General features: G+C 44.8%; 21 protein-coding genes and 3 pseudogenes. 18 read left to right on the forward strand and 6 right to left on the reverse strand.

The genetic code is table 11. The annotated features are described in order from the left end of the window. Positions 1-81: 81 nt before the first annotated feature. Positions 82-1,062, reverse strand: coding sequence for a diaminopimelate dehydrogenase (locus tag ACFPYJ_RS18860; RefSeq protein WP_379189728.1), 981 nt, complete (start codon positions 1,060-1,062; stop codon positions 82-84). A gap of 475 nt (positions 1,063-1,537) precedes the next feature. After that, positions 1,538-2,020, reverse strand: a complete 483-nt coding sequence (locus ACFPYJ_RS18865) for a hypothetical protein (RefSeq protein WP_379189792.1) — start codon at positions 2,018-2,020, stop codon at positions 1,538-1,540. A 360-nt stretch (positions 2,021-2,380) separates the two neighbouring features. Between ACFPYJ_RS18865 and ACFPYJ_RS18870 the strand changes: the two genes are divergently transcribed. Further along, positions 2,381-2,713, forward strand: coding sequence for a DUF3139 domain-containing protein (locus ACFPYJ_RS18870; protein WP_379189729.1), 333 nt, complete (start codon positions 2,381-2,383; stop codon positions 2,711-2,713). 59 nt (positions 2,714-2,772) lie between these two features. Here the strand turns inward: ACFPYJ_RS18870 and ACFPYJ_RS18875 are convergent, their stop codons facing one another. Further along, positions 2,773-3,243, reverse strand: coding sequence for a GlcG/HbpS family heme-binding protein (locus ACFPYJ_RS18875; RefSeq protein WP_379189731.1), 471 nt, complete (start codon positions 3,241-3,243; stop codon positions 2,773-2,775). A gap of 296 nt (positions 3,244-3,539) precedes the next feature. Then, positions 3,540-4,310 (reverse strand): carbon-nitrogen hydrolase family protein, encoded by a 771-nt coding sequence (locus tag ACFPYJ_RS18880; RefSeq protein WP_379189733.1) that lies wholly within the window; start codon positions 4,308-4,310, stop codon positions 3,540-3,542. Between the two features lie 293 nt (positions 4,311-4,603). Here ACFPYJ_RS18880 and ACFPYJ_RS18885 point away from each other — a divergent pair, with 293 nt between their 5' ends. The 12 genes and pseudogenes from ACFPYJ_RS18885 (at position 4,604) to ACFPYJ_RS18945 (ending at position 12,713) form a co-directional block, all read left to right on the forward strand. After that, positions 4,604-5,098 (forward strand): effector binding domain-containing protein, encoded by a 495-nt coding sequence (locus ACFPYJ_RS18885; RefSeq protein ID WP_379189734.1) that lies wholly within the window; start codon positions 4,604-4,606, stop codon positions 5,096-5,098. 54 nt (positions 5,099-5,152) lie between these two features. Then, a pseudogene (locus ACFPYJ_RS18890) lies at positions 5,153-5,395 on the forward strand (aminotransferase-like domain-containing protein); the annotation flags it as partial. A gap of 553 nt (positions 5,396-5,948) precedes the next feature. After that, positions 5,949-6,716, forward strand: coding sequence for a hypothetical protein (locus ACFPYJ_RS18895; protein ID WP_379189735.1), 768 nt, complete (start codon positions 5,949-5,951; stop codon positions 6,714-6,716). Between the two features lie 479 nt (positions 6,717-7,195). After that, entirely contained in the window at positions 7,196-7,648 is a 453-nt protein-coding gene (locus tag ACFPYJ_RS18905; RefSeq protein WP_379189736.1) for an NUDIX domain-containing protein, read from the forward strand. Between the two features lie 48 nt (positions 7,649-7,696). After that, positions 7,697-8,026 (forward strand): annotated as a pseudogene (locus ACFPYJ_RS18910) (TetR/AcrR family transcriptional regulator); the annotation flags it as partial. A gap of 87 nt (positions 8,027-8,113) precedes the next feature. After that, the gene (locus tag ACFPYJ_RS18915) at positions 8,114-8,482 is read left to right on the forward strand and encodes a DUF4180 domain-containing protein (RefSeq protein WP_379189737.1); all 369 of its coding nucleotides are present in this window, start codon (positions 8,114-8,116) and stop codon (positions 8,480-8,482) included. 59 nt (positions 8,483-8,541) lie between these two features. Then, entirely contained in the window at positions 8,542-9,186 is a 645-nt protein-coding gene (locus ACFPYJ_RS18920) for a formylglycine-generating enzyme family protein (RefSeq protein ID WP_379189795.1), read from the forward strand. A 265-nt stretch (positions 9,187-9,451) separates the two neighbouring features. Continuing rightward, positions 9,452-9,919 carry an AAA family ATPase gene (locus tag ACFPYJ_RS18925; protein WP_379189738.1) on the forward strand — a complete coding sequence of 156 codons (468 nt, stop codon included), beginning with the start codon at positions 9,452-9,454 and terminating at the stop codon, positions 9,917-9,919. Between the two features lie 71 nt (positions 9,920-9,990). Beyond that, a complete protein-coding gene (locus tag ACFPYJ_RS18930) occupies positions 9,991-10,431 on the forward strand; it encodes a ParB N-terminal domain-containing protein (RefSeq protein WP_379189740.1) in 441 nt (146 codons plus the stop codon). 252 nt (positions 10,432-10,683) lie between these two features. Continuing rightward, entirely contained in the window at positions 10,684-11,739 is a 1,056-nt protein-coding gene (locus tag ACFPYJ_RS18935; RefSeq protein ID WP_379189741.1) for an ankyrin repeat domain-containing protein, read from the forward strand. Between the two features lie 68 nt (positions 11,740-11,807). Next, positions 11,808-12,014, forward strand: a complete 207-nt coding sequence (locus tag ACFPYJ_RS18940) for a hypothetical protein (protein WP_379189742.1) — start codon at positions 11,808-11,810, stop codon at positions 12,012-12,014. Positions 12,015-12,215: 201 nt separating this feature from the next. Beyond that, positions 12,216-12,713, forward strand: coding sequence for a DUF2690 domain-containing protein (locus tag ACFPYJ_RS18945; RefSeq protein ID WP_379189744.1), 498 nt, complete (start codon positions 12,216-12,218; stop codon positions 12,711-12,713). 123 nt (positions 12,714-12,836) lie between these two features. Here the strand turns inward: ACFPYJ_RS18945 and ACFPYJ_RS18950 are convergent, their stop codons facing one another. After that, complete coding sequence (locus ACFPYJ_RS18950) at positions 12,837-14,147, reverse strand: ankyrin repeat domain-containing protein (protein WP_379189745.1); 1,311 nt, start codon at positions 14,145-14,147, stop codon at positions 12,837-12,839. Between the two features lie 479 nt (positions 14,148-14,626). Between ACFPYJ_RS18950 and ACFPYJ_RS18955 the strand changes: the two genes are divergently transcribed. Continuing rightward, entirely contained in the window at positions 14,627-15,553 is a 927-nt protein-coding gene (locus tag ACFPYJ_RS18955) for a dienelactone hydrolase family protein (protein ID WP_379189746.1), read from the forward strand. Positions 15,554-15,670: 117 nt separating this feature from the next. Next, positions 15,671-16,317, forward strand: a pseudogene (gene pcp / locus ACFPYJ_RS18960) (pyroglutamyl-peptidase I). On the opposite strand, the gene ACFPYJ_RS18965 reads toward pcp, so the two are convergent. Further along, a complete protein-coding gene (locus ACFPYJ_RS18965) occupies positions 16,314-16,547 on the reverse strand; it encodes an IS3 family transposase (protein ID WP_379189796.1) in 234 nt (77 codons plus the stop codon). The pseudogene pcp and the gene ACFPYJ_RS18965 overlap by 4 nt on opposite strands. Before the next feature lie 143 nt (positions 16,548-16,690). Between ACFPYJ_RS18965 and ACFPYJ_RS18970 the strand changes: the two genes are divergently transcribed. From ACFPYJ_RS18970 to ACFPYJ_RS18980, 3 genes are read left to right on the forward strand one after another with little or no spacing between them, the layout of a single operon-like run. Beyond that, positions 16,691-17,857, forward strand: a complete 1,167-nt coding sequence (locus tag ACFPYJ_RS18970; protein ID WP_379189747.1) for a GNAT family N-acetyltransferase — start codon at positions 16,691-16,693, stop codon at positions 17,855-17,857. 57 nt (positions 17,858-17,914) lie between these two features. After that, entirely contained in the window at positions 17,915-18,178 is a 264-nt protein-coding gene (locus ACFPYJ_RS18975; protein WP_379189748.1) for an SRPBCC domain-containing protein, read from the forward strand. Then, the gene (locus tag ACFPYJ_RS18980; RefSeq protein ID WP_379189749.1) at positions 18,169-18,363 is read left to right on the forward strand and encodes an SRPBCC domain-containing protein; all 195 of its coding nucleotides are present in this window, start codon (positions 18,169-18,171) and stop codon (positions 18,361-18,363) included. The genes ACFPYJ_RS18975 and ACFPYJ_RS18980 overlap by 10 nt, the downstream gene beginning before the upstream one ends. Positions 18,364-18,463: the final 100 nt, after the last annotated feature.

Raw genomic sequence — 18,463 nt, forward strand, 5'->3', positions numbered from 1 at the left:
AAAAGGTCGATCGCTTGGATGAACGTCGAGATATATCGACTCATCGTTAGTGATCGGCTGTTTGCGTTCACCTAAATTTCACTATAGCAGCTCGCGGCGAAGCTCCTCCGCGGACTTAGGAGACAAGTGCCCCAGCGGAATATCGAATACGGTCTTCGCACCGATCTGTCCTTCCTTACTTAAACGGAATGCGGCTCTAGCGTAGGCAACCAGCACACTTGCCGTAAATTCCGGATTGCTCTCCAGCTTCAAACCGAACTCAATGATCTGCTTCGTGCCCGCGCCGGTAACGCCGCTCCGAATAACAAACCCGCCATGAGGCATTCCCGCATGCTCGGATTTTAACTCTTCCTCCGAAATAAAATTCACCTTTGTATTGTAATCAGCAAAGTAATTTGGCATCGAGACGATCGTTTCCCGAATTTGCTCCTGATCTGCACCTTCTTCAGCTACGACAAAACATTCGCGCAAATGCTTCTCGCGTGTCGACAACTCCGGCGTTTCGCCCGTACGAATTTGATCTATGACTGCTTGAACCGGGACCGTGTATTGTACGCCGGCTTTTACCCCTGGTACGCGACGAATCGCATCAGAATGGCCTTGGCTGACCCCTTTGCCCCAGAATGTATAATCTTTGCCTTCAGGAAGAATCGCTTCGGCAAGCAGCCGGTTCAGGGAGAACAAGCCCGGGTCCCATCCTGTCGAGATCACGCTTAGCGTGCCTCCTTGTTTTGCTGCCGTCTGAACTTGATCAAAAAAAGCTGGAATTTTGGCATGCGTATCAAAACTGTCGACTGTGTTGAACAAGCTGGCAATCGCAGGCGTCTGCTCTGGAAGGTCCGTAGCTGAACCTCCACACAAAATCATGACATCAATTTGACATTTATATTGCTCTACAGAAGAAATATGCTCGAAACGAACGCCAGCTTGTCCAGCCTCCAACTGCCCCGGTTCTCTTCGCGTGAAAATAGCGACAAGTTCCAAGTCTGGATTCTGTCCAATTGCTTGATGGACACCCTTGCCCAAGTTCCCATAACCAACAATACCAATTTTAATTGCCATGTTTTTGTCCCCCTAAAAGTTTTTGTCCGGCTCTGCTCATTCAGCCCGATTAAGACGACAGCTGTTTCTGATACGATCTGGTGAATACGTTTCTATTCATAACTACACCGGAAGCATTGATAAAAACGACATAATTAAGAGTATATAGATATAACACGAAATGTAAACTATTTTCTTTAAAAATCCTTATTTTACTTAGGAATCCCGGATTCTTATAAGCCCATAAATTCGGTTTTTCTGAATAATCTGGCCCGTTCAGGCTTAAGGCTCGAGGCAATATATGAGCTCTCTAAAAGAGATTCGGAGGAAACTCAAGAACATTAATGAAGAAGCCGCTTCATCGAGAGTAGAGGAGCTTACTACGCGGGTGCTCTTTTGTTATTGAAATAATAGTTGACAGGCATGTTCACTGTCTTGAATAACTAGTTAATTGCACTAGAAAGGCCATCCCGCAAAGAATGGCCTTTCACAAATACTACCTCGATTTCTTCCGGCGCTTGCTAATCCATTTATTCAAAGCAGTTCCGCCTCCGCCGACAGCATGCTGCTGTTTGGTTCCTGCACTTTCAATTGCGGAGTTAGTCCCGCTCGTACTGTATCTTCCGCCTCCGCTTGCCACCTGGGTAGCCGAGGCGTTAGCGGCATTTCTTGGAAGCTTGACGATCTGATCATTAAGGACAATGACAATTTCTTTGCCGCGAAGACGTGTTCCGGGCCGGGTATGGCCATGATAAAGTCCGCCATTGGCGCCCTTTAACCATTTGTTCTTGGCTGTTCCTCCTGCCCCGACGCTCTGTTGCTGCTGCGTATTCGGGGATTTAATAGCGGCGTTGCTGCCAGCAGCGCTGCTTCGGCCTGCACCGCTTGCAATTTGCGTCGTGTTGGGGGCGTTGGTAAATTGATGGTTTACGACGAACACCAGCTTGTCAATTCCAGTGATCGGCGTTCTTGCGATCATGCGTTTATTACCTTTTTCTATAATAATCGTGAGTCGGTCTGATTTCATAACCACGCGTATCCTCCCCATCCGGTTTTCTTAAGTATATGTACAAATCAAGAATCCGTAAGGGATATCTGTCGAGTAATTAAAAAAGACATGATGCCTAAAGCGGAAAAGAAGCGAAAAACAAACGCAGGGCTCCCAAATTTGTGTTCTAATATTGCGCCTTCGCAACGATACATTGAACTGCCAGGGCAGTCTGTTGCTGCGTTAAAGTAAAGAATAGCGTACTAATACACCGAAATTGAAGCAATAACAACCAATAGAGGTATATGTACCCTGAAGAAACTGATCAACTTACGACCAGATTTCCCTAACATGAAGGCAGAGTGGTCGATTGACTTCTCTCAACTAAAGATCAGTTTAATGGAACTTTATATTAATATGTATCTGCGAGGTGGTTGCGGAACTGTAACGAATTACCTTATTGAAGAAAAAGGTTACACAGCGGAGGAAATACAGTCTGTTAAGGGAGTGTGGGGAATTAAACTACCTGCTTTTTATGCTGTAGTTGTTTTTAAAGATGAACCCTTTGTTGAATATATCTATTTTGCACACAATGCTGTACATCAATTTGAATACAGACTTTCAGATGAGGGAAAACAAAAAGGGATTAATGAAGCTGATTTGAAGCATTTTGTACCCTATTAACAAAACTTCTTAAATTTAACTTCGTTTGGTTAACTGGCAGTTATGTCTATTGTGCCGGTCTAATTGTCAAAATGGATAGAACCGATACGAGCACTAGTAAACGCCGCGTCTCCAACTCCAAGTAAGTTCTTGAAGGCTTGAACGGCTGCATTGGCCACTTCGATGTCTTGAGCGCTCGTGCCCCCACTTACACCGATGCCACCGATGATTTTGTCTTTACTGACGAAGGGGATACCTCCGCCCAAGATAACAAGTCTACCTTGGTTGGTAGTATTGATACCGAACGAGGGACCGCCAGGAAGCGCCGATTGCGCAAGGTTGGCTGTCGGCATCTGCATGGCTACGCTAGTCCAAGCCTTGTTCTGGGAGATGTCGATACCAGCAATTCGGGCATTGTCCATGCGATGGAAGGCAATTAGGTTCGCGCCTTCATCAACGATTGCGATATCACTGGATAGCCCCATTTGCCGGGCTTTCTGTGCCGCGACTTCAAGCAATTGTTTTGCAATTTCTAAGGTTAGTTTGAACAACTCATTCACTCCTCAGGATTTTGATACTCCGTTATTGTATGGTCATTCCCCTAGTAAGGTGAATTCAACAACGGGCAAAAGAAGGAAAGCGCTGCAGCAAACGGTTATAAGAAAATGGGACTAAGTTCATATTTTTAAAAAAAATATGGTATTATCTCCTCCCGGCGGTCAACAAGGCTAAGTTCATCTTCCAGATGTTCTTTTTGTCTTGTCTGCCAAAAGGGGATAATACCAATGGCCATGTCTTCTTTGTTCTAAGCCCTACTATTTGGGGAAGGGGTTTATTGCCCTTCGCATTAAAACTCTATCGTGTGAGCAAAGAAATGTTCACCTTGCTCCGGTAAACGAATCGTCCAATTACCATCTGGTGAAATGACACCGCCGCTGCAAGAATTCGGCATTGTTACAGGGAAAGCGTTATCAACTGTGACAATCCATACTTTTCCCGCCCGAGCTCTCATTCTAAGATTACTTTCATGGTAGTTTCTGATGACGAACTGAGAGAATTCGTCGTTATTCCGTCCTCCGTTAACTGCATGAAATATAATCTTTGCTCCCATTTTCGCCAACTGCTGGGATAAATGAGGATCCGGCATCGGACTGCATTCAGGATTGGCCCACATGTCATTGCATATTAGCCCACCAATTTCCAATCCCTCGAACGAAAAAACTTTCAATGGCGCGACGGTAAAATATTCGATTTCCCCTTTAGGCGTATCGTCCATAGTGCCACAATTTAACGTTTTGGAATGAAAACCCAAAAATTGTCCCTGCTTATCGTAAAATCGGATCTGGTTATAGCAGAGTCCATCATCTTCGTAATAACAGGTGCCCAGTGCTAGTCCAATCTTCATTACTTTCGCTCTGTTAGTTACATCCTTTAGAGCCTCTTTGATCTCTTTCGGATTGAAACGATTCGTGTATCCGCTTAAAGCTCCTTCTGGAGTTAGCAATATGTCCGCATTCTCACTGGCCGCATAATCGATTGCACGGTGGATCGTTTTCAAGTTTTCGTTCATATTGTCATCATTTACACAGATTTGGGCTCCTGCAATACGCAATTTCATTCGACCACGTCCTTTCTGCAATATGAGCACATAGATTAGGCACAAAAAGACATAACTATGGCTAACGGGTTAATTTTGTTCTTAACGTCTTCTTCTTGTAATTTAATATGTTTTTTGTCGGAGTACAAGAACTTTATCTCATTCCCCGATGGTATTACTTTATGGAATGACTTTGCTCAACTATTCCAGCTAATAGTTTGTAAATTTTTATTTGTAATATAAAATCATGGAAAAGGAGTGTCGCGGTTGTCTGATGAATAGTAACTTGTAGATATTCGTATAGGAGGAATTAGATGAACGAAATCATGGTTTCTTTTTTGCCGGAGATGGAAGCTCAGGTTATTGAGCACGGGGAGTTGAAGTTGGTCGGCATTCCGTGCATCGGCCTAAATGACATGGGGAGCAAGTACCATCATGCGAAGGACAGCTTGCTTGGGCTCTCCGCTCACATGCCCCAAATTGTAGACGCCGCTGTTCAGTATGGCATGTGGCCGCAGGTTCCCGGGCAGGATATCCCAAATACGCATGCCTATATTTTATGCGTAGAGGTTACCACATTTGATGGAGTGCCAGAGTGGTTTACACGCATGACCATTCCAGCGCAACGCTGTGTCGTAGCGGCCAGCAAAGAAGGTGATTTTGACGGGGCTGGAAAATTGATCGACGCTTTTATCGCTGAGAACAGCTTAACAGTCGATAAACATGGGCGCAATTACACGATCTGCGAACGGTACCGTTATAACGCTGAAGGTTTCTCTCGATATTCGTTGCCTATTGTTTCCGATTAAGTTAACGGGAAACGATAGCTCAGTTACTAAGGAGTAGTTAATATTGAACCAAAAGTCCATTCCGGTGTGTTCGTTCAGTTCAAGATGCCGCAGACGGTCAATCTTGAACGCTTAGTAGAGCGGCTTGCGGCAAAGGATATCGTTGTCGTCTCCGGCAAGCGATTTTATTTATCGGATTATATGGAACGGGAGAAGTTTTTACGGATCAGCATCTCACGGGCGCAGCCGGAGCAAATCGAGGAAGGGGTGCGGAAGATTATTGAAGAAGTGAGGCAGGAAGTCAGGTTCCCATCTTAATAACGTGCCTGAATACTTCTATAGTCATCTATATAAAGAGGTGCATCAAATGAATCCCTTAAAGGAGTATAATAACTAGCTGTGAGTATAATTCCCAGCCTTGTTTTTACTTTGCCTATTGTTTTACTGATCGTTTTTTTGGCAAATTGGTTTGCACTATGGTTTAAACCACTCCATATTGTTTTGTTAGGTGTTCAGCTAAGTATCACAGGCATATTTATGTTACTATTGTGGTTGGTATTAAATCACAATGTTGACGAACATCATTATGGAGCGTTGGCATACTTTGCTGCAGTAATCTCTATTTTAGGCCTTTTATTAAGTAGTTCTTTTGCATTGAGAAGGCATTAATTAAAACCCAGTAGGCAAACGTCTGTCGTGGTTTCTGCCGTAATATAAACGATTCACAAAAAGGACGCTTCTTATGAAGTGTCCTTTTTTGCGGGAAAGGCTCGCTGTCCTTGCAAGCGGCTGGTTCTACAAAACTTAGAACTGCCCGGCAGATGAACTTGCTGTTACGCTTGAAGCAAGAAGAATTGAGGAGGGAGACATCATGGCGATGCCAAGTTGGGCTCAGGTTGCCGCCTATGCGGCTTCAAAACTAGCGGCTGCAGGGCTTGTATTTCTCGGCTTTCTCGTTATAGTGGGAGGATTTGAACGCTATGAGATGTCGGAGCTAACCCGGCAGTTCCCGCTGTGGGGGTTTATTTACGGCTATGCCGTTCTATTCTCTGCCGGGGTGGACGCGGTGCTCTGCAAGCGCAAGGCTGGCCCTGCTAAAATGGCGCTTACCGTCTTGCTTTATATGCTCGGAGGGTATGTCCCTTTTTTGGTCTGGTTTCCTGGCCAATGGATCTTGAGTCTGTTTGCTGGCGCCTACGGTGTGGCCTGCGCGCTGGCATTTCTCGCAGCTACTCATCTGTTTCGCTGGCGGTGGCCCTACAGCGCAGCCACGGCAATGCTGCTGTTTGCCGGGGCATTCTACGTCTCCGTGGCTGATTTCACGGTGGCAAAGCAGTGGACGGAAACAAGAACCGCCGATGGCTATCGCGCAGAATTCGCTTATTTTCACGGGCAGAAAGAGATTCCGGTCGAGCTCGGAGCGGGTCAGACATTGTCATATCACATCGACTGGCAGGTCACCAACGGCGGCGGCTACGGTACTTACTTGGACGCCGAGGGCGGGACGTACACGAACGATTTGCGGGGCGGCGAAGCGTGGATCGCGTATCGGGTGAAGGCAACGTCCACGGTGCGAATCGTCGTCACGGGTGATCGGGCGCAGGGGCGCTTAACGATAGAGTGGGAGATAACCGGATGAGGAAGCATGACTTCTGCTCCTGCCAATATCTTGGTTGGAAAAAAGGAAATAAGATGAGAGCCGGATTGCTGGTGAACAACGCTTCTTCTTCCTGATGTGCATGATTGATGTATTTGACAGCGCGATTATTGAAATGTAGGGTTTAGAAAATAACAGGAAATACGAGAAATTCGGAGCATTGTCCAGATTAAAGGAGTTCAACTGGTGCTCAAATGGGATTTAAATACTGGGACTTTTTAAATGCTTTCCCCTACTGAGTGAATTTATTCAAGAGTACAACCGTAAGCGCATACATAAAAGCATTTATGATCTGTCGCCCTATGAGTACAGAGCAGCTTTGAAAGCAGGTTCCATAACGCCGATCGAAGTTAAGGTCTAGTAAATAACAGAGGCATTCGGTCAATTGGACAGGAAAAGTGTTAAAGAAGGGTTTACCAATTATCCAATGCTTATAGAAATAATGAAATTGGAGGGATAGAATGCTGAGTCCTTTAAATGGAACTTTTCCTGTTGACAAAAAAATCGCTGGCGTAAACAGCATACCAATTACCGAAGATGGCTCAATTGTTATGGTCTGGGATAAGAATGAGAAGGCACTCACTACAGTTGGTGGGAGGATAGAAGTTAATGAGGATATGGATACTGCTTTAAATCGTGAGACAATTGAAGAAGCGGGTCTTATTTTAGAGTCTAAGAGAGTACCGATTGCCGCTTGGTACTGGGAGAGTACGGATACATACACTGTTTTTGTTATGGCAAGAGTACAGGATTATGCAATCATGCCGGAAGGTTTTGAAACAACGGGAAGAGTGACCATGAATTTTGAAACTGCTCGTCAAATCATATCAAAAATTGAAGGGGACGGGTTCCGACTTGAATTACTAGAAATGGCTGAATCGGTATATGAACAGTTATTTAAAAATATGGGATAAGGTGAAATAATGCCCAAATTAGGAATGGAACCAAAGCACCGAGCAGATGCGCAGCTTGAAGGAATTGAAAAGATGTTTATCCCTCATGAAGATCAAGCAAGGCCCTTTTTACAGTTTTTCTCAAAAGCCGCGTTGGATCGCAATTTGCAGGAAGTCGTATCCAAGAGTTATACGGCTGATCTCCATGGCATAGCAAAGATTTTCGATTACGGTAACCTCAGGGGGCAAATGTCGGTAAAAGATTCCCAAAGTGCTGCATATGGGCTGCTAGCGATGGTTGTAGGTCTAAGCTTCTTTAGAGTAGCGAACATTCCGCCAATAAATGACGAAGATAATCGATACATTTGCGAGGATTATGTGAATATGTTTACCAATTGATGAGAATAAGCTAAGCACATGCTACCGAAGCCAGTTTGCTCGGAAAACTAGCGCTTTCTGTCTCACAAAACTTTTAGGAGGATGATTATGCATATAACGAAGGTAGAAGCAGCTGGGGGAAATATTGCCGTCGTGAGCAGCAGCGAGAAATTAATAGTGGATGTCCAGTCAGCATTGGATCTTATGGCAACCGTACATTACGAAGCTGGCTGCGATCGTATCGTGATAAATAAATCCCTGCTAAGCGAAAGTTTTTTCGATCTGAAAACACGCCTTGCAGGCGAAATCCTTCAGAAGTTCATCAATTATCGCGTGAAGGTAGCAATTATTGGGGATTTTTCCGCGTTTTCAAGTAAAAGCTTTCAAGATTTCATTTATGAATGCAACAGAGGGAGCGATATCTATTTCTTGCCGACCGAACAACAAGCGATTGAAAAGTTAAGCATCTTGAAGTAGAAGATGGAACGGGAGGAAGATAGTTGTCAAACACTCGGCGTAGTCATAATGAGTATCCAATGGTGCAAATTCCTGCAGGTGAAATTGAATTAAGAGACGATCGAATAAAGACTATATGGACGGCCCAGGTGAATTCTTTTTTACTTGCACCGGTTCCAGTTACGAATGAATTATATTTCTCGATCGTGCAAAAGACAGTTGGAACGAGTGACGAACCTCAGGTTCCGGTAGTGGATGTCTCATGGAATGATGCTATTCTCTTTTGTAATTTGCTTTCTCAGCACTCGGGACTAAAGGAATGTTACTCGGTAAGCGATGATGGTGAGAGCGTCGTCTGTAACTGGGAGGCGGATGGTTATCGTCTTCCTACAGAAGCGGAATGGCAGTATGCGTGTAAAGCAGGAGTGAGTGGTTATCAGTACGGCGAGCTTGATGAAATAGCTTGGTATCATGGAAACTCTGAGGGCATGGTACATGAGGTAGGCAGAAAGCTGCCGAATGCGTGGGTGCTCTATGATATGTTAGGAAATGTTTGGGAGTGGTGTTGGGATTTATACGATGTGAAAGTATACGATACCTACAGAATTTTTCGAGGTGGCAGCTGGGCGGAAGAGGCTAGAGGCTGTGGGGCGACGTGCCGCCGCCGCAGTCACCCTACGTTTCGAATTGATGATCTCGGGTTTCGTCTTGCTAGGACCCTGTAAGGTGGCGAAAAAGGCAAGAGCGGCGAAGATTATCAGGTGCAGGATAGCTCAATGATTTACCGAATACTTTAAAGATTAATTATTGCGAAAATAGTAAAAACGATACATCCTAGAATTGGAATAACAAAATAGACCTTCTTAGTTGTTCGATAGTTAACGTTGATATATCCTATTCTGCTAACGGATACGATAGCTTAAATCCGGAAGTTTGTTCATGATTACGAGCAGCATTCTTGTTATGCTCGCAGGTGAATGAGGAGGGAAAATGCTGAGAATACTGGTCACCGGAATGTCCGGAACTGGAAAGTCGACAGCCTTGGAGAAGCTTGGTGAACGAGGCCACTGCGTTGTGGATACCGACAGCGACATGTGGAGCCATTGGGTCCATTTGGCAGATGGTTCAACCGACTGGGTCTGGCGCGAAGATGCGATTATGGAGCTTCTGACCAGACATCAGGAAGGCAAACTCTTCGTTGCTGGTTGCAAGTCAAATCAGGGAAAGTTCTACCCATACTTCGATCATGTGGTTTTGCTTAGCGCGCCTGCCGATGTAATACTCGCGCGGATAGCCGTCCGGGAGAACAACAACTACGGGAAAAACCCCGAAGAGCGAGACCTTATCCTGCGTCATCTCGCTGAAGTCGAACCCCGATTAAGGGCCACAGCAACTACTGTAGTCGACGCCTCTGCACCGTTAGACGAGGTCGTTCGGCAACTCGAATTACTGGATTAAGTCGAAGCTGAGTAAACTGCCATTCAACTAACGGACACGATAGCACAATTAAGACAGAGGGGGATTGCCGTATGCTGCCTTTATCATTTACAACCGAAGAAGCGATCGAATTTGCCAAGCACGGTTGCATCGAAGAGTGGGTACACCTTTTTCTGAAGACGGCGGGGGGCAACGAGCCGTTTTCTGAAGGGCTTAAGCTACAGCCGAGATTTTGGGCGGGGCCTGTGCGTTTAACGCTTCAGGAGCTTATTCGCTGCTGCGGACCGGAAGCGGAGATGGAATATTGCGTTTCGCAGGACAGCTGGGACCTGCACGTAGCAGAGCTGATGGAGCTTTATCGCAAAGACTGGTCATACCCGCCGTTGATCGTTCAGCTCGTGGGCGGACAACTGTCGATTCGTGATGGCAATCATCGTCACGAAGCTATGCGGCGTCTGAATTTCACGGAATGCTGGGTCGTTCTGTGGGACAGCGACAGTCAGGAGAACCTGGCTCATTATGCTGAGATTTAGCCTGTACAAAAAAGGCTGCCGAGAGATTGAACTTCAATTCTCCTTCCCCGATGATAAAGAGTTTTTATTAGATTACATAAATAAATTTTGCCGGAGGTCGGCTAGGTATTATTACGAATGGCGATCTAAATCAACAAAGACAGAAGCTTGAACGAATGGGGATATCGGATCACTTCGAAGTTTTGATTGCCTCGCGTTCTTTCCAGCGAAGTTCGGACTGAAAAAGACACTTAATCATTGAGGAGCGAAATCATGGAGATCAACTCATTGAAGCCGAAGGATCGATTGATCGAAGCGATTCACAAGAATGACATTGGAGCCGTAGAGTCAATCATTACGCAGCACCCAGAATTGTTGAATGAACCTTTGCCTCGAGTAGATGGAGGGGCAGCACTCAGCTTGGCAGCCCAATGTAATAACTTGGAAATGGTCAAAGTCCTTGTTCAATTAGGACCTAAAGATTTGCAACAGGCACTATCCCGTGCTTCGATGCGTGCTCATCGAGAGGTATCCGAATACCTCGTCCAGAAGGGTGCTGACCCGAACGGGTTGTATTCAGATACAGCGATACATTATGGACCCGTTATCCTAGCAGCTTGTGAAGCTTTGAATCCTGATGGAATCCGATTGATGATTGATCTAGGTGCGGATCCGAATGTGAAGTATCGAACAAGCCATGGATACATTAACTCCCCGATTGGGTTCATATTGGGAGCCTATGCTCGAAATCCACACAATAAACATGAATGTCTCGAAGTTCTCTTTAACTCTGGAGTACCGTTCGAGGATACGCCATTAATGGCTTTTCATCGTGGGCGCATCGATTTACTGGAAAAACACCTGCACAACGATCCAAATCTTGTTCACCAGCGTTTTCAATCGGAGGACATCTATCGTCCTGAGATGGGATTTAGTAAGGCAATGGCCCTAACGCCGATTGAAGGAACGACCCTGCTTCACTTGGCGTTGGAATATGACGAGTTTGAAATTGCTAAGTGGCTTATCGACCATGGTGCTGATGTAAACGCCCGTGCTGATATTGACTCCAATGGATGTGGGGGACATACACCGTTATTCCACGCTGTTGTTTCCATCGTATCACCGACAGACAAACGGACGAGATTCCTGTTAGTCCACGGAGCCGACCCCACAGTGCGGGCAACAATCCGTCATCCAGAAGGAGGATGGGATGAACTCGCGGACAAGGTTTTTGAAAATGTTACCGCATTGGAATACGCATTGCTATTCAAGGATGGACCAAGCTGGTGTAATCGTGATTCAATTTCGGTGTTATCCAATTTGGGGTAGTTTGGATAAAGATGTATGAGATGTATGAGTAGATAAAGGAAATCGGAAATCGCTTTAGCAGCCTATATGTGTGTGAAGATGCAGTAAAGCCGATCTATTCCGGCAAAAAATCGTCGACAACCATCCCGGAGAGCGGTCTTGCCAAGTGGTATACGGTGCCCGAGAAGGCGGCAGGGAAGACCATGAAGGTGAAGATGCCTGCAAACTCCTCGTTTGCCGTATACGACGCCGATTGTACACGATGTACAGTCGGCGTTTTTTGCGTTTTTTTATAGTAACCCTAGTAGCTGAACAAAATCCTGATCGCACCATATTAATTAGAAATTTCTAATCGACATAAATTGGGCTACTTCATGTGGTAAAGTAATATCCTGTAAAAGAAAAATATGGATCGTTTACTCTGAAAGGAGGTATAGGAAGTTAAAGGCATGATATCGAACAGTCAAGGCGATTCAACGATTAGGAGGAATGGAGTAATGGGCAAAAAGATTTCCAAGGTAGTATCAGTAGGTGTATTATTTACTGTTTTTCTAAGTCTGTTTCTTACCTTTGCACCAACAGAAAAAGTATATGCTCTATCTTATGATGGTACAAATCCTTATTCAACAGGCTGTGCGTACAAAAGTCCAATCACCTATGAAACAGAATATATTTATGTAGCCGGTGTCAAAATTGGATATGTACAGCTAAAAGGAAGTGCTTATTGTCATACGGCTTGGGGCTACTTAAAATTTTATTCAGCTGCTCCGTATAATTATTATGCGAATGTTTGGGTTGACAGCTATAACGGTACTACTAAAAGAAAATATGTAAGTTGTGCTAGTTCCGGTGGTAACGGATGGATAATGAAAGGTCAGACCTCTTGTTATACCGCTCAATTATGGGATAAAGATCCGTATAATGCTTTGGCCAAAGCAGGTATTTATTCTTCATCTGGTGCGCTCGTCTTTTCTGCGAATACCCGTCGTTATTAGTGATATTTCCTTATAGTGCATAAAGTCGAATGTTGATCTAGAATTCACAGAAATAGCAGGCCAAGACCGCTTAGTTCCAGTCTTGGCCTGCTTTTTGTTATTACTCCCGCCCTGATTGAAGGATCAGTCCGTTACTCCGTAATCGATAAGTATCTTCTTAACGACATCGCTGCCCGTCACTTGATCAGGCAGTTTCACTCCGGCCTTGATGAGGCTTTCTGTTACCGCCGCGTAATCTCCAGAAGGATCTTGGATATGCAAAGACCCCCAGATACAGCTATTCAATGGCGTTCCGCCAAATTCATTTATTGCATCTACAGATGCACCTTGTGCAAGCAGCAATTTAACGATTTCGTGATGCCCTCGAATGGCGGATGAATGAAGTGCTGTAAATGATTGGGGGCTGCGCCTTGCATCGACATTGAATCCAACCTCCAACATCGTGCGGACCGCATCAAGTCGATTATCTCCCGCCGCATCAACAATTAAACTTTCATCCATCGGCTGCAGGGAGGTAACAATTTTCGGATGTTCAACTATTATAGATTGGACGGTTTCCGTATCCGCTTGTAAACAAGCAAGCAAAAATTTTTGTTCGGCCGAACTATAGCTCAGCATCAATTCCATGATTTCACGACGATTCAAGCTTTGAGCGAGAAATAACGGACGACCCATTCCGCCGATTTTATACAGGTAAATATGTCCGCCGTCTGAATCGCCTGATGTAAAGTTTCCTTTACCAACTTGAGCATTCAGAGCATTCGGATCAGTCTCTAGAATTCGGTTAACTATTTTAATATCGTCCAGCATACATGCCATAAAGATATCCGGTTCAGCGCCTCGCTCTATGAGGTACCTGCATTTTTCCGGATCATCCACAGCCCATTGGGCGGGTGTGCTACCGTGATCAATATCGCGCAGATCGATCTCCGCACCATGAGCAAGTAGAAAATCGATGATCTTGAGTTCTTTGGCAAAGTGCAGGGGGACTTGTCCGTCAGGACCGCGTTGATTAACGACAGAAGGGTCCTCTTCCACCATCTTTGACAGCATCTCCATCATTCCTAATGCAGCGGCTGCGTGGGGATCGACATGAGCACCGCGGTCAATAAGATAACGTGAAAGATCATAATGGTCATGATGCAATACTCCAAATCCTCCAGCCCACCACTGACTTTTAGCATTGATGTCCGCTCCATACTCAAGCAATACATCGACCATCTCGCGATTTCCTTTTGAAGCTGCTATAACAATAGCCGGACTATCAAAAGTAAAGCATGGTACATTTATCAGAGATACCAGCCATGAATGAGTTTTAAACAGACGCGCTGCAGTCTCTACATTGTCATTGTTAATAGCTTGTGTTACTTGTTCTACGACTTCTTTGTCTTGATCATTCATTGAAACGAGAAAATCCCTACTCTTTTTGTCCATAGCAATTACCCTCCATTTCAATCGCTGCCGATTCTCTGCTTGAACTATTTCGTCAACGGCTTCCAGACTCCTTTAATCTGTTAACGAGCCTTTAACCATTATTTGAGGCGGATCTGGATTGAAATGAAACATTCGCCAAGGATGATGCGTTGGAATATTGATGCATTATTTTTAGGCTTACAAGGGGGTTCTGATAAAAGAAGCTAAGCAATATTCTAATGTCGGCCACAAAGAAAGTTAAACAAGCTGACCCCGGTACAGTACGATGAATTTCTGGGGTGTATTTTTTTATATGAGGCGTGATTTTCAGCTGTTACATGCGAAAATAAATTTTTCACACTTAAGGCTGCCCCATAGTGGGAGGATATCGCAACAGCGATCACGTATTTTTAGTAAAGAAGGAAAGTTTCATATTGTAGGTTCTAAAGATCATAGACGGAAGGGTAACCCAAAGAGACTATCCAAGGAGGAGCAATAGAATGACACATTCAGAACTAATGAGCCAGCAGGAGGAGAAAAGGAATCAATTGTATCGCTTGCTGGGCAGACTGCCGTCTTTGCCAAACGGTGTTAACGCTACGCTAGTATATGAAGAAGAGCGAGAATCGTATACGCTTGAGAAACTCATGCTGGATTTGAACGGAATTGAAAGGGTACCTGCTTATTTTCTGCGTACAAAGAAGGCGGTAGGGAAAGCGCCTGTCATTTTATACAACCATTGGCATGGAGGCCAGTATGAGATTGGAAAGGAAGAGATATTGAGTGGTCATCAAGGGCTTCAAGATCCCGCCTATGGAAACGTGCTTACTGATATGGGATTCTCGGTAATGTGCATCGACACTTGGGCATTCGGAGAACGCGCTACGCGTACCGAAAGCGCTATTTTCAAAGAAATGCTGTGGCGGGGACAAGTGATGTGGGGAATGATGGTGTACGACAATATTCGTGCGTTGGATTACCTTTGCCTCCGGCCGGATGTAGATTCGGAGCGCATTGGTACGATGGGAATTTCCATGGGCAGCACGATGTCTTATTGGCATGCCGCATTGGACAGACGAATAAAGGCGGTCATCGATATTTGCTGCTTAACCGACTTTCAGTCACTGATCGAAGAAAATGGATTGGATCTGCACGGCATTTATTATTTTGTTCCCGATCTCTTGAACCACTTCACAGCTGCAGAGATCAACGCATTGATTGCACCGCGTCCCCACCTGAGCCTGGCCGGCAATCATGACAAATTAACACCCGTTGGTGGTTTGCAAAAAATCAATGAAGAGCTTGAAGCCGCTTACCGGGCTTTCTCGGCCGAGGATGCATGGAAATTGCTGCGATACGATGTTGGGCATATGGAGACGGCAGATATGCGGCAGGAAATCATTCAGTTTTGGAGAAAATGGCTGTAGCACGGGTGTTGTTGCTAAGGGAGGGGCGGTAGCGTGTTTTGCTAAATTCACAAAGGATTTCCGATTACAATGCCGTGAAGTAAGTATACATTGAAGCCAGACTGTGGAGGGTATGAGATGAATAGAGTGCTGCTAACCGGCTTTGATCCGTTTGGGGGGAAGCGATTAACCCCGCATGGGAAGCGGTCAGCCATTTTCACCATAGGAACTACGAAGGATTTGAGGTGGAGGTCAGACAAATCCCGACGGTGTTCAAAAAATCAATTTATGCACTTAGGCAGGTGCTACTGGATGTAAAACCTGATGTTGTCATCTGTATCGGACAAGCCGGCGGTCGAAGCGATATCGCGGTCGAACGAGTGGCGATCAATATTGACGATGCCCGCATCCCAGACAACGAGGGAAATCAGCCTATTGATGAGCAAATTGTCGTAGACGGCCCAGCAGCATATTGGTCATCCTTGCCGGTTAAGGCGATTGCAGCACATATACGCAGGGCAGGTATACCGGTCTCTGTATCTCATACCGCGGGTACTTTTGTGTGCAATCATCTTTTTTATGGACTTCAGCATGTGATCGCAACGGAGTTTTCTAATATTAGAGGCGGCTTCATTCATATACCTTATTTGCCAATACAAACTGTCGTAAGACCGCAATTGCCAAGCATGAGTTTGGACGTTATGGTGAAAGCAATCGAAATTGCCGCATGCATAAGCATACAGTACGATAATGATATTACCGTTGTTGAGGGTCAGCTGTATTAAAATTTTATAGAAACTGAATAAATCTGCTCCACCTGACGATCATTCCTCTTGGCAGCCTTAAGCAGCCTTGTTCGGTATTCAACCGGACTAAGGTTGTTTAGTTTTTTCTGAAAACGCTCGTTGTTATAAAACTCGATGTAATGATGGAGTTGCTGAAATGAGGAGATACATATGGTGAAAAAACTAAAAAACAAGGCTATAGTTATATTAATAGTGATTGCTTGTTGTATTCCATTTCTTTTATTATGGTGGTGGTATCAAGTCATAAATGCACCAATGATACCGTGAAATTCACTACGAATCTTTTAGGTACAGTGATGATTTTGACACAAACTTATTGAATGAATATTAAGATATTAGGGAGGATTGGATCATGGAATTAAGACAACTGATACAAGAGGAATTTAAGTCTAGTATAAAGCTTTCATCATTTGCTTTTCAATATGAAGTAGAAGAGCAGCGACTGAAAGAATTGGAGAAGCGCTTTAAACCAGAGCAGACTTGGGGTTTCTTTGAGGAAAACAGCTTAATTGCAAAAATGTCTATCATTCCTTTTGATACGTATATCGGGGGAAAGGTATTTGCTATGGGCGGCATTGCTGGCGTTGCTACTTGGCCAGAGTACCGAAGACAGGGCCTCGTGGCTAAGCTATTAGAACATGGTTTGCGGTTGATGAAAACAAATGGACAGTCGATATCATTTCTCTATCCTTTTGCCTTTAACTTTTACCGTAAATATGGCTGGGAAACGTATACGGATTATAAGAAATATACGATTGAGACTAGTCATTTTCCAGAACGTAAATCTTACTCAGGTACAATTTTGCGCATTGGTAATGAGTGGGGAATATTAGATGAATTGTATCAGGCTTATGCGAGCAACTACAACGGTACACTTGTCCGAAATCAAGACTGGTGGAACTACAACGTCCTTCAAAAGAAAGAATCACAAGTAGTCGTGTATTACGATGAAACGAAGCAAGCTCAAGGCTATTTAATCTACAATGTGAAGGATCAAGAGATGACGGTTCATGAGATGGTGTATGTAAATGAATTGGCGTCGGATGCACTTTGGACCTTTATTGCGAATCATGATTCGATGATTTTAAGAGCAGTTTTGAAGGCTCCTAGCAATGACCAACTCCCTTTCAAATTATCTAACCCTCGTATTAAACAAGAAGTTATTCCTTATTTTATGGCCAGAATTGTAGATGTGGAAGCCTTTTTGAAAGAATATCCTATTCATGACACGGGGGAGAAGGATACCTTTTTGTTGGAAGTGGTAGACACTTTTGCTCCATGGAATCAGGGGAAGTATGAGTGGACAATGGGTGCAGACGGTCAGACTCAAATTAGTCGAAGTACGAGTGATGTGGTGGACATCACCATGGACGTGCAGACACTAACGACTCTAATGCTCGGTTATCAGAGTGCAGCTTTCCTGCAACAAATCGGCAGATTAAAGTGCAGTGAAAGCTTGGCTAATCGTCTGAATCAGAGATTAGCCATTAGGCAGACGTATAATATGGATTTCTTCTAAAGCTTCATTCGGTCAACCCACGCAAACCCCGTAAAACCGAAAGAGGAGGTTGAAGTCATGACAAATGCATCGGGCAAGAATAGAACTGACTCAGCTTCGGGAGTCATCAAGGCATCACCGCAAACGATCTATAAGGCATTCGTGGATCCGGGGGCTCTGGTTTCGTGGCTTCCACCGAAGGGTATGAAAGGCCATATCTACGAGTTCGACACTCGGGTCGGCGGAGCCTATCGAATGTCTCTAACAAGACCTCGGAGCATGCTGATGTCGTCAAAGGGAGATTCTTGGAGTTCGCCCCAAACGAGCGAATTGTGCAGGTAGTAGAATTCGAGTCCGAGGACCCCGTGTTCGCGGGAGAGATGATCATGACATGGACCGTAGCAGCCGTTCCGGAAGGCACCATGGTTACCATCGTTTGTGAGAACGTACCCGAAGGAATACGGAAGGAAGATCACGACGTTGGTTTGAGGTCCACTCTGGAGAATCTCGCCGTCTACACCGAATGATCACCTCGGCTATCATGAACTACGGTAATTGAACAATTGATTACACTAATGGAACACGATAATAGAGGAGTCTGCTATGCGCAGCTCCTCTTTTCTATTG

It is taken from the genome of Paenibacillus solisilvae, from assembly GCF_042656405.1.
Taxonomy (GTDB): Bacteria; Bacillota; Bacilli; order Paenibacillales; family Paenibacillaceae; genus Paenibacillus_Z; species Paenibacillus_Z solisilvae.

What these genes read in the sequence shown, in the direction of transcription:
- ACFPYJ_RS18860 (WP_379189728.1), bottom strand. Translation starts at nt 1,062, where the DNA reads ATGGCAATTAAAATTGGTATTGTTGGTTATGGGAACTTGGGCAAGGGT.
- ACFPYJ_RS18865 (WP_379189792.1), bottom strand. Translation starts at nt 2,020, where the DNA reads ATGATCGCAAGAACGCCGATCACTGGAATTGACAAGCTGGTGTTCGTC.
- ACFPYJ_RS18870 (WP_379189729.1), top strand. Translation starts at nt 2,381, where the DNA reads ATGAAGGCAGAGTGGTCGATTGACTTCTCTCAACTAAAGATCAGTTTA.
- ACFPYJ_RS18880 (WP_379189733.1), bottom strand. Translation starts at nt 4,310, where the DNA reads ATGAAATTGCGTATTGCAGGAGCCCAAATCTGTGTAAATGATGACAAT.
- ACFPYJ_RS18885 (WP_379189734.1), top strand. Translation starts at nt 4,604, where the DNA reads ATGAACGAAATCATGGTTTCTTTTTTGCCGGAGATGGAAGCTCAGGTT.
- ACFPYJ_RS18895 (WP_379189735.1), top strand. Translation starts at nt 5,949, where the DNA reads ATGGCGATGCCAAGTTGGGCTCAGGTTGCCGCCTATGCGGCTTCAAAA.
- ACFPYJ_RS18905 (WP_379189736.1), top strand. Translation starts at nt 7,196, where the DNA reads ATGCTGAGTCCTTTAAATGGAACTTTTCCTGTTGACAAAAAAATCGCT.
- ACFPYJ_RS18915 (WP_379189737.1), top strand. Translation starts at nt 8,114, where the DNA reads ATGCATATAACGAAGGTAGAAGCAGCTGGGGGAAATATTGCCGTCGTG.
- ACFPYJ_RS18920 (WP_379189795.1), top strand. Translation starts at nt 8,542, where the DNA reads ATGGTGCAAATTCCTGCAGGTGAAATTGAATTAAGAGACGATCGAATA.
- ACFPYJ_RS18925 (WP_379189738.1), top strand. Translation starts at nt 9,452, where the DNA reads ATGCTGAGAATACTGGTCACCGGAATGTCCGGAACTGGAAAGTCGACA.
- ACFPYJ_RS18930 (WP_379189740.1), top strand. Translation starts at nt 9,991, where the DNA reads ATGCTGCCTTTATCATTTACAACCGAAGAAGCGATCGAATTTGCCAAG.
- ACFPYJ_RS18935 (WP_379189741.1), top strand. Translation starts at nt 10,684, where the DNA reads ATGGAGATCAACTCATTGAAGCCGAAGGATCGATTGATCGAAGCGATT.
- ACFPYJ_RS18945 (WP_379189744.1), top strand. Translation starts at nt 12,216, where the DNA reads ATGGGCAAAAAGATTTCCAAGGTAGTATCAGTAGGTGTATTATTTACT.
- ACFPYJ_RS18950 (WP_379189745.1), bottom strand. Translation starts at nt 14,147, where the DNA reads ATGGACAAAAAGAGTAGGGATTTTCTCGTTTCAATGAATGATCAAGAC.
- ACFPYJ_RS18955 (WP_379189746.1), top strand. Translation starts at nt 14,627, where the DNA reads ATGACACATTCAGAACTAATGAGCCAGCAGGAGGAGAAAAGGAATCAA.
- ACFPYJ_RS18970 (WP_379189747.1), top strand. Translation starts at nt 16,691, where the DNA reads ATGGAATTAAGACAACTGATACAAGAGGAATTTAAGTCTAGTATAAAG.
- ACFPYJ_RS18975 (WP_379189748.1), top strand. Translation starts at nt 17,915, where the DNA reads ATGACAAATGCATCGGGCAAGAATAGAACTGACTCAGCTTCGGGAGTC.